This is a genomic window from Streptomyces sp. NPDC093510 (assembly GCF_040683555.1).
Classification (GTDB): domain Bacteria; phylum Actinomycetota; class Actinomycetes; order Streptomycetales; family Streptomycetaceae; genus Streptomyces.
The window spans coordinates 254836-269157 of sequence record NZ_JBFBEE010000014.1; the positions used below are offsets into that span (position 1 = coordinate 254836).

Annotated in this window: 9 protein-coding genes and 1 pseudogene; 7 read left to right on the forward strand and 3 right to left on the reverse strand. The window is 69.8% G+C overall.

From position 1 onward, the window contains the following. Nucleotides 1-17 precede the first annotated feature (17 nt). The 6 genes from AB0N81_RS23935 to AB0N81_RS23960 all read left to right on the forward strand — a co-directional run bounded on the left by AB0N81_RS23935 (nucleotide 18) and on the right by AB0N81_RS23960 (nucleotide 8212). On the forward strand, nucleotides 18-1676 hold the full coding sequence (locus AB0N81_RS23935) for an extracellular solute-binding protein (RefSeq protein WP_365361509.1): 1659 nt from the start codon (nucleotides 18-20) through the stop codon (nucleotides 1674-1676). 1 nt (nucleotide 1677) lies between these two features. After that, nucleotides 1678-2703: an ABC transporter permease subunit gene (locus AB0N81_RS23940; RefSeq protein WP_365361511.1), complete on the forward strand. Its 1026-nt coding sequence runs from the start codon at nucleotides 1678-1680 to the stop codon at nucleotides 2701-2703. Beyond that, nucleotides 2700-3635 carry a carbohydrate ABC transporter permease gene (locus AB0N81_RS23945; RefSeq protein ID WP_365361513.1) on the forward strand — a complete coding sequence of 312 codons (936 nt, stop codon included), beginning with the start codon at nucleotides 2700-2702 and terminating at the stop codon, nucleotides 3633-3635. The genes AB0N81_RS23940 and AB0N81_RS23945 overlap by 4 nt, the downstream gene beginning before the upstream one ends. A gap of 8 nt (nucleotides 3636-3643) precedes the next feature. Beyond that, entirely contained in the window at nucleotides 3644-5641 is a 1998-nt protein-coding gene (locus tag AB0N81_RS23950; RefSeq protein ID WP_365361514.1) for a beta-galactosidase, read from the forward strand. A 39-nt stretch (nucleotides 5642-5680) separates the two neighbouring features. Continuing rightward, entirely contained in the window at nucleotides 5681-6397 is a 717-nt protein-coding gene (locus AB0N81_RS23955) for a hypothetical protein (protein WP_365361515.1), read from the forward strand. Nucleotides 6398-6508: 111 nt separating this feature from the next. Continuing rightward, nucleotides 6509-8212 carry a glycoside hydrolase family 18 protein gene (locus AB0N81_RS23960; protein WP_365361629.1) on the forward strand — a complete coding sequence of 568 codons (1704 nt, stop codon included), beginning with the start codon at nucleotides 6509-6511 and terminating at the stop codon, nucleotides 8210-8212. A gap of 43 nt (nucleotides 8213-8255) precedes the next feature. Here the strand turns inward: AB0N81_RS23960 and AB0N81_RS23965 are convergent, their stop codons facing one another. The 3 genes from AB0N81_RS23965 to AB0N81_RS23975 form a co-directional block, all read right to left on the reverse strand. Further along, the gene (locus AB0N81_RS23965) at nucleotides 8256-9278 is read right to left on the reverse strand and encodes a LacI family DNA-binding transcriptional regulator (protein WP_365361517.1); all 1023 of its coding nucleotides are present in this window, start codon (nucleotides 9276-9278) and stop codon (nucleotides 8256-8258) included. Between the two features lie 160 nt (nucleotides 9279-9438). Further along, nucleotides 9439-10800 (reverse strand): glycoside hydrolase family 6 protein, encoded by a 1362-nt coding sequence (locus AB0N81_RS23970; RefSeq protein ID WP_365361519.1) that lies wholly within the window; start codon nucleotides 10798-10800, stop codon nucleotides 9439-9441. Nucleotides 10801-10817: 17 nt separating this feature from the next. Next, the gene (locus AB0N81_RS23975) at nucleotides 10818-11966 is read right to left on the reverse strand and encodes a cellulase family glycosylhydrolase (RefSeq protein WP_365361521.1); all 1149 of its coding nucleotides are present in this window, start codon (nucleotides 11964-11966) and stop codon (nucleotides 10818-10820) included. A gap of 413 nt (nucleotides 11967-12379) precedes the next feature. Between AB0N81_RS23975 and AB0N81_RS23980 the strand changes: the two are divergent. Next, a pseudogene (locus tag AB0N81_RS23980) lies at nucleotides 12380-14314 on the forward strand (glycoside hydrolase family 48 protein); the annotation flags it as partial. Nucleotides 14315-14322: the final 8 nt, after the last annotated feature.

Sequence of the window (14322 nt, forward strand, 5' to 3'; positions counted from 1 at the left end):
CACGAAGGGTTGACGCAATGACGCCGAACTCCCCCTCCCGCAGGGGTTTCCTCGCCTCCTCCGGGTTCGCCGCGCTCGCCCTGGCGGGCGGCGCCCCGCTGCTCGCGGCGTGCGGCGGCAGCGGTTCGAAGAACGAGGGCACCACCACGGGCAAGAAGCTCAAGGACCTGCTGCCCGCGTACGTCGCGTCGGAGGTCGCCACACCGGACATCCCGGCCGAGAACGGCTCGGCCGCGGGTTTCACCAAGGCCCTGCCCGCGGCCGAGCTGCGGGCGTCGGTGCCGAGGAGGCTCGGCAAGGGCGGCCGGTTCACCGTCATGGCCCCCATCTGGGGCAACGTCCCCAAGCAGGGGAACCCGTACTGGACGGCGATGGACGAGGCCGCGGGCGTCCGCGTCACCTGGCAGAACCAGCAGGGCGACACGTACGGCCAGAAGCTGGGCGCCGTCCTCGCCTCCAGCCGCGTCCCGGACGCCGTGGTCGTGCCCGGCTGGGAGCTGACCGGCAAGATACCGAGCGCCATCGCCAACAAGTTCGCCGACCTCGGCCCCTACCTGAGCGGCGACCGGGTCAAGAAGTACCCGAACCTCGCGGCGATCCCGACCGGCGCCTGGCAGCGCTCCGTCTTCGGCGGCAAGCTCCGCGGGCTGCCGATGCCCTCGGCCACCACCCCGAACATCGCGCCCTTCTACCGGACCGATCTGTTCGAGAAGGAAGGGCTCGAAGCGCCCACCAGCGCCCAGGAGTTCTACGACCTGTGCAAGCAGCTCAACGCCCCGAAGAGCAGGGTGTGGGCGTGCGGCGACATGACGTGGGCGGCCTGGCACATCTTCGGCGTCCTGCCCGAGAAGCCGTACTACTGGAAGCTCGTCGACGGCAAGCTGATCAACCGCTACGAGACCGACGAGTACCTGGAAGCCCTGGAGTGGTCCCGCAAGCTCTACTCCGCGGGCTTCGTGCACCCCGACGCGAAGGCCGAGACCGGCAGCATCGGTGACCTGTGCGCCGCGGGCAAGGTCTGGATGTACTGCCAGGACCTGTCCGACTGGTACGGCAAGGCCGCGGTGCAGCGCGTCGACGACAAGAAGTTCCGCATGGAGGCGTTCGACTACTTCGCGCTCGACGGCGGAAAGCCCACGCTGTACGCGCGCCCGCCCGCCGACATCTGGACGTTCATCAGCGAGAAGGCCGACGAGAAGACGGTCCGCGACATCCTCGCCCTCGCCAACTTCACCGCCGCTCCCTACGGCTCGAAGGAGCAGCGGCTGCGCATGTACGGCGTCGAGGGCGTCCACCACACCTTCGACGACGGTGTCCTCACCAAGAACGGCAGGGGCAACAACGAGGTCTTCTCGACGTACGAGTACCTGGCGTCGCCCGCGCCCTTCGTCGCCTACCCGGATCTGCCGGACGTCACCGAGGGCATGGTCGGGTGGCAGCAGCGCCAGGGCGCGCACACGAGGAAGCCGCTCTTCCACGGCATGATGATCATCGAGCCGACCCGGTACACCGAGCTGAACGCCGAGTTCGAGGACCTGGAGAAGGACGTCGTGCGCGGCCGCAAGAAGGTGTCCGACATGCAGCGGGCGGCATCGGACTGGAAGTCGGGCGGCGGCGACAAGCTGCGCGACTGGTACAAGAAGCTGCTGGACGAGTCCGGCGAGGCGGCGTCCTGACATGGCGCACGGTACGACCGACGCGCCCCCCGCCTCCCCCGGCGAGGCCGCGCCGCCACGGAAGGCGCCGCCGTCCCGTCCGTCGAAGGCGCCCCCGGCCCGCGTCCCGCTCCGGCACCGGCTGCGCCGCGACCGCGTCCTGCTCCTCATGGTGCTGCCGGCCCTGCTGCTGCTCCTCGTCTTCAACTACGTCCCGCTGATCGGCAACGTCGTCGCCTTCCAGGACTACGACCCGTACATCGCGGACAACGCGTTCCAGGCGATGTCGCAGAGCCCGTGGATCGGCTTCGAGCACTTCCGGCACATGGTGGAGGACCGCCTGTTCTGGCAGGCGGTCAGGAACACCTTCGCCATCTTCGCGATCCAGCTGGCGCTCTTCTTCCCGGTGCCGATCGCGCTGGCGCTGTTCATCAACAGCTTCGTACGCCCGCGCGTGCGCGCCGTGGCCCAGGCGATCCTGTACCTGCCGCACTTCTTCTCCTGGGTCCTCGTCATCACCGTCTTCCAGCAGATGTTCGGCGGGGCCGGCCTGGTCGCGCAGGTGCTGCGGGACCGCGGCCACGACGGCTTCGACCTGATGACCGACCCGGGTCTGTTCAAGTTCCTGCTCACCTTCGAGATGATCTGGAAGGACGCGGGCTGGGGCGTCATCGTCTTCCTCGCCGCACTGGCCGCCGTCAGCCCCGACCTGTACGAGGCCGCGGCGATGGACGGCGCGAACCGCTGGCGCCGCATGTGGCACATCCAGCTCCCGGCGCTGCGCCCGGTCGTCGCCCTGCTCCTGGTCCTCCAGGTCGGCAACGCCCTCACGGTGGGCTTCGAGCAGATCCTCCTCCAACGCGCCGCGGTGGGCGCCGCGGCCTCCGAGGTCCTCGACACGTACGTGTGGAACACCGGCCTGGACAACGGCAACTTCGGCTACGGCGCCGCGATCGGCATCGTCAAGGGCGTCTTCGGCCTGCTGATGGTGCTCGGAGCCAACAAGGTGGCCCATCTCATGGGCGAGCAGGGGGTGTACAAGCGGTGAGTTCCCTCAACGTGCTGAACTTCGGCATCCGGCCCGGCAGCAGGTCCGGGCTGCGTCCGGTGTGGGAGGAGCCGCCCACCCGGGCCGGCCTCGCCACCAAGGGCGTGACACTGACGCTCGTCTGTCTGGCCGTGCTCTTCCCGGTGTGGGTGGTGGTCGTCACCAGCCTCTCCTCGGTGCGGACGATCACCGAGACGGGCGGCCTCGTGGTGATCCCCCGGGGCATCACGTTCATCCACTACCAGGAGCTGCTCGGCGGCGGTCAGGTCTCGCGGGCCGCGCTGGTCAGCGTGGGTGTCACGGTCGCCGGAACGCTGTTCAGCATGGTGGTGTCGATCCTGTGCGCGTACGGTCTCTCGCGCCCCGGGTCCGTGCTGCACCGCCCGATCCTGCTGGTGATCGTCGCCACGATGTTCTTCGGCGCGGGCCTGATCCCCACCTACCTCGTGGTGCAGGGCCTCGGCCTCACCGACACGTATCTCTCCCTGATCCTGCCGAGCGCCCTGAACGTGTTCAACATCCTCGTCCTGCGCGCGTTCTTCATGGGCACGGCCCAGGAGCTGATCGAGAGCGCCCGCATCGACGGCGCCGGCGACCTGCGCATCCTGTGGCGGATCGTCATGCCCCTCTCGCGCGCGGTGATCGCGGTGATCACCCTTTTCTACGCGGTGGGGTACTGGAGCGCGTGGTTCAACGCCTCGATCTACCTCAGCGACCCGGACATGATGCCGTTGCAGAACATCATGCAGCAGCTCGTCCTCAAGCAGCAGAAGCCGACCGGCCTGAGCCAGGCCATCAACACGGGCCACCTGTCGCCGCTCGCCATCCAGATGGCCGTGATGGTGCTCGCGCTGATCCCCGTCGCCGTCCTCTCGCCGTTCGTGCAGCGGCATTTCAAGCAGGGCATGCTCACCGGCGCAGTGAAGGGCTGACCACACCGATGCCTTCCCTCCAGGACACCACCCGCGGCCGGATCCTCTTCGGCGGCGACTACAACCCAGAGCAGTGGCCCGAGGACGTCTGGCACGACGACGTGCGCCTGATGAAGGAGGCCGGCGTCACCACCGTCACCCTGGGCGTCTTCTCCTGGGCGAGGCTCGAACCGCGCCCCGGCGTGCGGGACTTCGGCTGGCTCGACCGGCTCATGGACCTCATGCACGGGCACGGCATCGGCGTCGTCCTCGCCACCCCGACCGCCTCTCCCCCGCCCTGGCTCGGCCGGCTGCACCCCGAGACGCTGCCGCGCGACGAGGACGGAAACGTCGAGTGGTGGGGTTCACGCCAGCACTTCGCGCACTCCAGCCCCGCCTACCGCCGCTACGCCGCCGCCATCACCGAGGACCTCGCCGCCCGCTACGCGCACCACCCCGCGCTCACCATGTGGCACATCAACAACGAGTACTGCACCTACGACTGGGGCGACGAGGCGGCGGCCGCGTTCCGCCGCTGGCTCCGCGAGCGGTACGGCAGCCTGACTGCGCTCAACTCGGCCTGGGGGTCGGCGTTCTGGGGGCAGAGCTACGACGCCTGGGAGGAGATGCTGCCGCCCCGCCGCGCCCACTACATGAAGAACCCCACGCAGGTCCTCGACTTCAAGCGCTTCACGTCCGACGCCCTGCTGGAGTGCTACGCCGCCGAGCGCGACATCGTCCGCGCGCACACCCCGCACCTGCCGGTCACCACCAACTTCATGCCGTTGTGGCAGGGCCAGGACGGCTGGAAGTGGGCCGCGCAGGAGGACGTGGTGTCGGTGGACGTCTACCCGGACCCGAAGGACCCGCTGGGCGGGCAGTACGGAGCACTGGTCCAGGACCTGACGCGCTCGCAGGCGGGCGGCGGGCCCTGGATGGTGATGGAGCAGGCCGCGGGCCCCGTCAACTGGCGCGGTGTGAACCACCCCAAGCCCGCCGGGCTCAACCGTCTCTGGACGTGGCAGGCCGTGGCGCGCGGCGCCGACGCCGTCTGCTACTTCCAGTGGCGGCAGTCCCGGCAGGGCGCGGAGAAGTTCCACTCGGGGATGCTCGGCCACGCGGGCGAGGACGGCCGCACCTTCCAGGAGATCAAGCGGATCGGCGCCGAACTCCGCGCGGTGGGGCCGCAGATCGCGGGCTCCCGGCTCATCGCCGAGGTGGCCGTCCTGCACGACTGGGACTCGTGGTGGGCGGGGCAGCAGGACGGCCGCCCCTCGTCCCTGCTCGACCACGCGGAGGTTCTCCGCGCCTGGCACCGCGCCCTGTGGGAGGCGAACCTCCCGGTCGGCTTCGCCCACCCCGAGCACGACCTGTCGGCGTACCGCATGGTCGTCGTGCCGCACCTCTACCTCCTCACCGACACCGCCATCGACCGGCTCGTCGCGTACGTCCGCGCGGGCGGCACGCTCGTCTGCGGCTTCTTCACGGGCGTGGCCGACGGCGACGACCGGGTGCGGCCCGGCGGGGCGGACGCCGGGCTGCGCGCCCTGTTCGGCATCCGCACCCTCCACGAGTGGTGGCCGCTGGACACCGGCGAGAGCGTGGACTGCGGCGACTTCACCGGCACCCTCTGGTCCGAGGAGCTGACGGCCGACGACGAGGCCGAGACGGTCGCCTCGTACCGGGGCGGGGAGCTCGACGGGCTGCCCGCGGTGCTGCGCCGCGGCCGCGCCTGGTACGTGTCCACACTCCCCGCGCCCGACGCCCTGCGCGGCCTGCTCGGCCGCGCGGCCACCGAAGCCGGCGTACGGCCTCCGCTGCCCGGCCTCCCCCACGGAGTCGAGGCCGTACGCCGCGGTGACCTGCTCTTCCTCCTGCACCACGGCCGCGACGCGGTGACCGTGACCGTGCCGGGCGGCCGGCACCGCGACCTCCTGACCGGCGAGCCGGTCGGGGGCACGATCACCCTCGGGCGCCACGGCGTGGCCGTGCTGCGCGAGGACGCACACCCCGCGGGCTCGTCCTGAGCCCGCGGTGACCTTCCCCCCACCCCTGGAGAGAACACCATGGGACGACACTTCCGCCGCACCACCCTGACCCGCGTGCTCCTCGCCCCCGCGATGGCGGCGGGCATGGCCTTCGGGCTCGCGTCCGCGCCCGCCCAGGCCGCCGTATGGAGCACCTGTGAGCAGTGGGGCAACACCACACTGAACGGCTACACCCTCTACAACAACATCTGGGGCTCGGGCGCGGGCAGCCAGTGCGTCTCCGCCGACTCCGGCACCAGGTGGAGCGTGCGCGCCGACCACCCGAACACCAGCGGCATCAAGTCCTACCCCAACTCCACGAAGGCGGTCGGCAAGCAGATCGACTCGCTGTCCTCGCTGAAGAGTTCGTACGACGTCACGGTCCCGGCGGCGGGCGACTACAACTCCTCGTACGACATCTGGGACACCGACCACGACTACGAGATCATGCTGTGGGTCAACCAGCACGGCAACGTCGGCCCGCTCGGCAGCCCGCAGGGCACCGTCACGCGCGGCGGCCATACCTGGAACGTCTACAAGGGCAGCAACGGCGCCAACGAGGTCTTCTCGTTCCTGCGCACCTCCGACTCGTCGGCCGGGACGGTCGACATCCTCCCGATCCTCAAGTGGATCAAGAACACCAAGGGCTGGATGGGCAACGAGACCATCGGTGACGTGCAGTTCGGCTACGAGATCAGCGGGTCGGCCGGCGGTCTCGACTTCAGGACGAACGCGCTGAGCGTCTTGACAAGTTGATTGGTCTGGACCAACTATGCGCACAGCAGCGGTGGCCACCGTCGTTCACATCCGCCCTTCACCTCTTCCTGGAGGCACTCCGTGGACCGTGTACGTCAGGGCAGACCCGGCATGCGCAGGCGACTCGGCGCGGTGATCGCCGCCGGTGCCGCCGCCGCGCTCGCCGTCACCGCGCTCGCCGCGCCCGCCCAGTCGGCGGACGCCCCGGCGCCCGGCATCACGGCGGACGTCAACGTCGCCAAGAACGCCGGGTTCGAGTCGGACCTGAGCAACTGGACCTGCGCCGCGAACAGCGGTGCCGCCGTCACGTCCCCCGTGCACGGCGGCACCAAGGCGCTCAAGGCCACCCCGTCGGGCCAGGGCACCGCCGAGTGCTCCCAGATCGTCAAGGTGAAGCCCAACTCTACGTACAAGCTGAGCAGTTGGGTGCAGGGCAGCTATGCCTACCTCGGCGCGCGCGGCACCGGCACCACCGACGTGTCGACGTGGACGCCGGGCACGTCGTCCTGGCAGCAGCTCTCCACCAGCTTCACCACCGGCGCGAACACCACGTCGGTCACCGTGTACACGCACGGCTGGTACGGACAGAGCGCGTACTACGTCGACGACGTGAGCGTCCTCGGGCCCGACGGGGGCGGCGGCACCGACCCGGTGGAGACACCGGCCGTGCCGGGAGGGCTCGCGGCGGGCACGACGACGTCCACGTCGGTGGACCTGTCCTGGACCCCGGTGTCCACCGCCACCGGGTACACCGTCTACCGCGACGGCACGAAGGTCGCCTCGGTCAGCGGCGCCGCCACGACCGTCACCGGCCTCACACCGGAGACCACCTACAGCTTCCAGGTGAGCGCCTCCAACGCGGCGGGCGAGTCCGCGAAGTCCACGGCGGTGACCGCACGGACCGCCAAGGGCGGCGGCGGGGACGGCGGCACGGTGCCCAAGCACGCGCTGACCGGCTACTGGCAGAACTTCGACAACGGCGCGACCGTGCAGAAGCTGCGGGACGTGTCGTCGCAGTACGACATCATCGCCGTCTCCTTCGCCGACGCCACCACCACCCCGGGCCAGATCACCTTCAACCTGGACCCGGCCGTGGGCTACTCCTCCACCGCCGACTTCAAGGCGGACATCGCCGCGAAGAAGGCCGCGGGCAAGTCCGTGATCCTCTCGGTCGGCGGCGAGAAGGGCACCATCTCGGTCAACAGTGACGCCTCCGCGACGGCGTTCGCCAACAGCGCCTACGCACTGATGCAGGAGTACGGGTTCAGCGGCGTCGACATCGACCTGGAGAACGGCCTCAACCCCACCTACATGACGAAGGCACTGCGCCAGCTCTCGGCGAAGGCGGGCCCGAAGATGGTGCTGACGATGGCGCCGCAGACCATCGACATGCAGTCCACCTCCGGCGGCTACTTCCAGACGGCGCTGAACGTGAAGGACATTCTCACCGTCGTCAACATGCAGTACTACAACAGCGGTTCGATGCTGGGCTGCGACGGCAAGGTCTACAGCCAGGGCAGCGTGGACTTCCTGACCGCGCTCGCCTGCATCCAGCTGGAGGGCGGCCTCGACCCGTCGCAGGTCGGGCTCGGCGTCCCGGCGTCACCGCGCGGCGCGGGCAGCGGCTATGTGTCCCCGTCGATCGTGAACAACGCCCTCGACTGCCTGGCCCGCGGCACCGGCTGCGGCTCCTTCAAGCCGTCGAAGACGTACCCGTCGCTGCGCGGCGCCATGACGTGGTCGACCAACTGGGACGCGACGGCGGGCAGCGCGTGGTCGAACGCGGTCGGCCCGAAGGTGCACAGCCTTCCGTAGCGAACGGCCGCGAACGGTCCGGCGGTCCGGCGGCGCGGCGGGGTCAGCGCGTCGGCGCCGAGTGCGGTGCGGGGCCCGTGCTGGCCCGCACCGTCAGCTCGGGGGCGAGGAGTTCGACCCCGTCCGTGCCGCGCGCCTCCAGCTTCGCGACGATCCGCTCCACCGCCCGGCGCCCCATCTCCTGTGCGGGGATGGAGACCGAGGTGAGCCGCACGGATGCCCCGACCGCCACCTGGTCGGGGCAGATCGCCACCACCGAGACGTCCTCGGGGACGGCGCGGCCCTGCTGGCGCAGCAGCGCGAGCAGGGGCTCCACGGCTGATTCGTTCTGCACGACGAAGCCCGTGGTGCCGGGGCGCTCGTCGAAGACGCGGGAGAGCGTGGTGGCCATGGCGTCGTAGCCGCCGTCGCTGGGGCGGTGCAGCATGCGCAGCCCCAACTCCCGTGCGCGGGAACGGAGTCCATCGAGGGTGCGCTCGGCGAATCCGGTGTGGCGCTCGTACACCGCCGGCGCCTCGCCGATGACGGCGATGTCGCGGTGCCCGAGTCCGGCCAGGTGCTCGGCGCACAGCGCGCCCGTCGCCGCGAAGTCGAGGTCCACGCAGGTCAGCCCTTCGGGCTCGGCGGGGAGGCCGATGAGCACGGCGGGCCGGTCGCTGGCGCGGAGCAACGGCAGCCGCTCGTCGTCGAGTTCGACGTCCATCAGGATCATGGCGTCGGCGAGGCCGCTGCCGGTGACGCGGCGCACCGCGGCCGGGCCCTCCGCGCCGGTGAGGAGCAGCACGTCGTACCCGTAGGTCCGGGCGGACGTGGTGACCGCGAGGGCGATCTCCATCATCACCGGCACGTACATGTCGGTGCGCAGCGGCATCATGAGCGCGATGACGTTCGACTTGGCGCTGGCCAGGGCGCGCGCCCCCGCGTTGGGGTGGTAGCCGAGCTGCTCGATGCTGCGCTCCACGCGGTCGCGGGTGCCCCGGGAGATCGAGCGCTTGCCGCTGAGCACGTAGCTGACCGTGCTGGCCGAGACTCCGGCGTGCTTGGCTACCTCGGCTAGGGTGACCATGGAGTACTCCTCCGACTGGGCGGTGCGGGCGGTGAACCGCTTCGATGCGGACCGCCCACCGACCCTAAAGCGGCAGGCATGACCTGTCCAGAGTCCTGTCGAAGCGCTTCGATTGCCGGGGAGGCGGACCGGGGCCGAGCCCGGTCCGCCCCGGCGCGCCCTACAGCTTCGGGTGGGCGTTCTTCATGAGCTCCTGGAACTGGGCCGAGAACCAGTGTCCGGAGAGCGGCGCGTCGGGCAGCGCGCCGGGCTTGTTGTAGCCGTTGCGCGCGTTCCCGCCGTACGTGGGGTCGCACATCCGGTCGAATCCCTTGCCCTCGTCGTTCGGGATCTCCTTGCTGGCGCCGTCGGACTCGCCCGGCGGCTTCATCCACACGTAGGCGTCGATGCCGGCGGCGGGTGCGGCCTTCGGACGTTCGCCGAGTCCCGCGCCCGCCTGGTTGCACCAGTTGCCGATGTGGATGCGGCGGTCGTAACGGCCACCCTCCACATACGTGTTGACGTCGGTCGTCGGGCCGGGCCCTGTGGGCCGTGCCGTGCCGCCCCAGCCGTTGCGGGAGGTGTCGATCAGCATGCCGATGTCGGACCGGAAGCCGGTGGAGACCAGCTGGTTGCGGAAGGCCTGGGCGAAGGACAGCTCGTCGGTGTAGCGGTTCCAGTCGACCCACTTGGACTCGCGGACCGACCGGCCGTTGACCGAGTCGCCGATCTTGAAGTTCTCCTCCTTCAGGGCGCTGTAGTTGGCGGTGTTGGTGATGAAGCCGTGCACCTTGTCGACCGTGCTGCCCTCGGCGGTGGCCGCCTGGCGGAAGACCTGTGCGGAGGCGGCGAAGTTGTCGTCCCAGCCGATCCAGCCGTGGTGGCCCGCGTCCACGTAGTTGTAGACGTTCGGGACGGCGCCGAGCTTGTTCAGGGCGTAGCCGACGCCCTTCACGTAGTTGCCGTTGGCCTTCATCACGTCGCACTCGGGGGTCGCGGTGGGGCGGCCCGAGGTGTTGGTGACGAGGTTGGGCAGGGAGTCGATCTCGACGGTCGTGACGATGCGGAGGTTCGCGTACTTCGAGTCGGCGAGGATGCTCGCGATCGGGTCGATGTAGTCCGTCTTGTACTTGTCGATCTCGGTGGGGCCGAGCTCGCCGTTGGAGGCGAGCGCCGCGCAGTCCCTGCCGGGCAGGTTGTAGATGACCAGCTGGATGACGCCGGCGCCCTGCCGGACGGCCTCGTCGAGGTGGTCGCGCAGGCCCATCTTGCCGCCCGCGCCCTCGATCGCGGCGATCCGGTCGAGCCAGACCCCGGTGGGCTGGTTCGAGATCCTGCTGCCGCCGGGTTCGGCGTCGGCCTTCGCCTTCCATTCGGGGTTCACATAGCCCTTGGCGCCCGCGTAGGGGTTGTCGACGCGCGCGGCCGCGGCTGCCTCGGCCGTGGTGTCGCCGGTGAGCGCGACGGCGGTGCCGCCGCTCACGGCGAGCACCGTGGCGAGTGCGAGGAGGAGGGTGCGTGATCGGTGGTGTGTGCGGCTCATGACGGTTTCAGTGCCTCTCAGGTGTCGAGGGCGCGCAGGTGGTCGCGCAGCCCGATGCCGAACGGGGTGGGTGTGCCGTCGTAGGAGCTGATCAGGGCCGGACCCGATGAGCAGTCCCAGGCGTTCCAGGTCCAGCCGAGGTAGGAGAGTCCGCGGTCGTCGAACCACTTCATGACGCGGTCGACGAACGCGTGGGAGCAGGTGTTCTCGCCGATCTCGCCCGCGACGAGCGGGACTTCGGCGGCGACGGGCGCGAGGGTGCGGTGCCAGCAGCCCTCGTCGGCGCAGGTGTTGAAGTTGTAGACGTGCCAGGCCGCGGCGAGATTGCCCGCCGGGTCGACGGGCGCGTGCCGCAGCCAGCCGCTCAGGTCGTTGGAGTACGCGATGCCCGCGGCGAGGACGAGGTTCTTCGCCCCTGTGGCGCGGACCGCGTCCAACAGGTCCTGCATTCCGGCTACTTCGTAGCCGATGCCGGGGCAGCTGCCGCCGTCGCGCCAGCACGTCCAGGCCTCGGCGTTGGTGGGGGTCGCGCGGTCCGGGTAGGGCTCGTTGAAGAGGTCGAAGACGACTTCGGGGTCGTCCTTGTACGTGCGGGCGACCGAGGTCCAGAACTCCGGGGTGTACCGGGCGTTCGGCATCGGCTTCTGGCAGCTGGCGTGGACGTCGGAGCAGCCGGCCGAGTTGCCGGTGTACTGGCCGTGGGACCAGTGCAGTTCGACGACCGGCGTCATACCGTGCTTCTGCACGCGCTGGACCAACTGGGCGATCGCGGCGCGGTAGTTGGCGCCCCCGTACCGGGGGTCGATGTTGGCGGTGCCGAGCCAGCACTCTTCGTTGAGGGGGATGCGGACGGTGTTCGCCTTCCAGTCCGCGATGGCCTGGACGGAGGCGTCGTCGACAGGACCGTCGAAGATGCCCCAGCCCTGGACGCAGGCGAACTCGCCGCCGGAACGGTTGACGCCGAGGAGGCGACGGGTGTCGCCCCGCGCGTCGACGAGCTTGTTGCCCTCGGCGCGCAGGACGGGTGGCGGGGCGGTCGCGGCGGGCTCGGCCGCGGCAGCCATGGGCAGTACGGACAGCACGGACGGCGCGGTGAGACCACCGGCAAAGAGCAGGACGCCGGCCAGCAGAGCGAGCATGCGGGACAGGCGTGGGGGATGTCGCATGAGCGACTCCTTCGAGATCGACTCGAGGCCGGCCGAGGCCGATCCGAGATCAACTGAACGGAATCGCTCCCACTGTTGAACGCGGAAGCTATCAGTGAGTTGCCGCTGGGGCCAGATAGGTTCACGCATTCTCCGGAGATTTACTTGTCGAATTCATTCGACGGCGGGCCTGTCGAATGAATTCGACGCACGGATACACGCCTGATCTCTTGACATGCTCTTGTAACACGTTGACTTTGGGAGCGCTCCCACTGGTTCCCCGCTCCTATCTCTTGGAGCTCGCCCCCCGACGCACCGACAGGAGGGACCAGCGCATGCGCGCCTTCCCCGAGACACCAGGACCCGAAGAGTCCAGACCCCCGCTCAGCCGACGCCGCCTGCTCGCGATCGGCGCCGCCGCCGTCGCCGTCCCCGCCACGACCTCCCTGACATCCGCAGGTCACACGGCTCACGCCGGGGAGACCTCGGCCGCCGCGACCGAGTACGAGCAGCGCTTCCTCGACCTCTACAAGAAGATCACCGACCCGGCGAACGGCTACTTCTCGCCGGAGGGCATTCCGTACCACTCCGTCGAGACACTCATCGTCGAGGCCCCCGACCACGGCCACGAGACGACATCCGAGGCATACAGCTATCTGATCTGGCTGCAGGCCATGTACGGCAAGGTCACCGGCGATTGGAGCCGTTTCAACGCGGCGTGGGAAACCATGGAGAAATTCATGATCCCGACCCGCGCCGACCAGCCGACGAACAGTTTCTACAATCCCTCGAAACCGGCCACTTACGCTCCCGAATGGGATCAGCCGTCCCAGTATCCGTCCCGGCTCGACCCCTCGGTCTCCACCGGCACCGACCCGATCGCCGCCGAGCTGAGGAGCGCGTACGGCAGCGACGACGTGTACGGCATGCACTGGCTGCAGGACGTCGACAACACCTACGGCCTGGGCGGCTCCGGATCGGCGCCGACGTACATCAACACCTTCCAGCGCGGCGCGCAGGAGTCCGTGTGGGAGACGGTCACGCAGCCCTGCCGCGACGCGTTCACCTACGGCGGCAGGAACGGCTACCTGGACCTGTTCACCGGTGACTCCTCGTACGCCAAGCAGTGGAAGTTCACCAACGCCCCCGACGCCGACGCGCGCGCCGTCCAGGCCGCCTACTGGGCGCACAAGTGGGCCTCGGCGCAGGGCAGGGCGGGCGAGGTGGCGGCGACCGTCGCCAAGGCCGCCAAGATGGGCGACTACCTCCGGTACGCCCTGTTCGACAAGTACTTCAAGAAGGTGGGCGACTGCACGAGCCCGTCCGGGTGCGCGCCCGGCAGCGGCAAGAACAGCTCGCACTACCTGCTGTCCTGGTACTACGCGTGGGGCGGCGCGCTCGACACCTCGGCGGGCTGGGCCTGGCGCATCGGATGCAGCCACAGCCACGGCGGCTACCAGAATCCCCTGGCGGCCTACGCCCTCAGCTCGTACGCGCCGCTGGCACCCAAGTCGGCCACCGGCAAGGCCGACTGGCGCCAGAGCCTCGGGCGGCAGCTGGAGTTCTACCGCTGGCTGCAGTCCGCCGAGGGCGCGATCGCGGGCGGCGCGACCAACAGCTGGCAGGGCCGCTACGCTCAGCCGCCCGCCGGCACGCCCACCTTCTACGGCATGTACTACGACGAGAAGCCCGTCTACCACGATCCGCCGTCCAACCAGTGGTTCGGCTTCCAGGCCTGGTCGATGGAGCGGGTCGCCGAGTACTACCACCAGACCGGCGCGTCGGACGCCAAGGCCGTCCTGGACAAGTGGGTGGCCTGGGCGCTCGCCGAGACGAAGGTCGCCGCCGACGGGACGTACACGTTCCCCTCGACGCTGAAGTGGAGCGGCGCGCCCGACACCTGGAACCCGTCGAGGCCCGGCGCCAACAGCGGACTTCACGTGTCGGTCGTGGACCGCACCAACGACGTCGGAGTGGCCGGCGCCTACGCGCGGACGCTCGTCTACTACGCGGCCAGGTCCGGCCACGCGGCGGCGAAGAGGACCGCCAAGGCACTCCTCGACGGCATGTGGACGCACCACCAGGACGCGCGGGGCATCGCGGTACCGGAGAAGCGGGCCGATTTTGAACGCTTCGAGGACGCCGTGTACGTGCCGAACGGCTGGAGCGGCACCATGCCCAACGGCGACCCGGTCAACTCGTCGTCGACGTTCCTCTCCATCCGCTCCTTCTACAAGAAGGACCCGGACTGGCCGAAGGTCGAGGCGTATCTGGCGGGCGGCGCGGTGCCCACCTTCACGTACCACCGGTTCTGGGCGCAGGCGGACATCGCCCTCGCGCTCGGGGCGTACGCGGAGCTACTCGAATAGCCTCGCCG

What these genes read in the sequence shown, in the direction of transcription:
- AB0N81_RS23950 (WP_365361514.1), top strand. Translation starts at nt 3,644, where the DNA reads ATGCCTTCCCTCCAGGACACCACCCGCGGCCGGATCCTCTTCGGCGGC.
- AB0N81_RS23935 (WP_365361509.1), top strand. Translation starts at nt 18, where the DNA reads ATGACGCCGAACTCCCCCTCCCGCAGGGGTTTCCTCGCCTCCTCCGGG.
- AB0N81_RS23940 (WP_365361511.1), top strand. Translation starts at nt 1,678, where the DNA reads ATGGCGCACGGTACGACCGACGCGCCCCCCGCCTCCCCCGGCGAGGCC.
- AB0N81_RS23965 (WP_365361517.1), bottom strand. Translation starts at nt 9,278, where the DNA reads ATGGTCACCCTAGCCGAGGTAGCCAAGCACGCCGGAGTCTCGGCCAGC.
- AB0N81_RS23970 (WP_365361519.1), bottom strand. Translation starts at nt 10,800, where the DNA reads ATGAGCCGCACACACCACCGATCACGCACCCTCCTCCTCGCACTCGCC.
- AB0N81_RS23975 (WP_365361521.1), bottom strand. Translation starts at nt 11,966, where the DNA reads ATGCGACATCCCCCACGCCTGTCCCGCATGCTCGCTCTGCTGGCCGGC.
- AB0N81_RS23955 (WP_365361515.1), top strand. Translation starts at nt 5,681, where the DNA reads ATGGGACGACACTTCCGCCGCACCACCCTGACCCGCGTGCTCCTCGCC.
- AB0N81_RS23960 (WP_365361629.1), top strand. Translation starts at nt 6,509, where the DNA reads ATGCGCAGGCGACTCGGCGCGGTGATCGCCGCCGGTGCCGCCGCCGCG.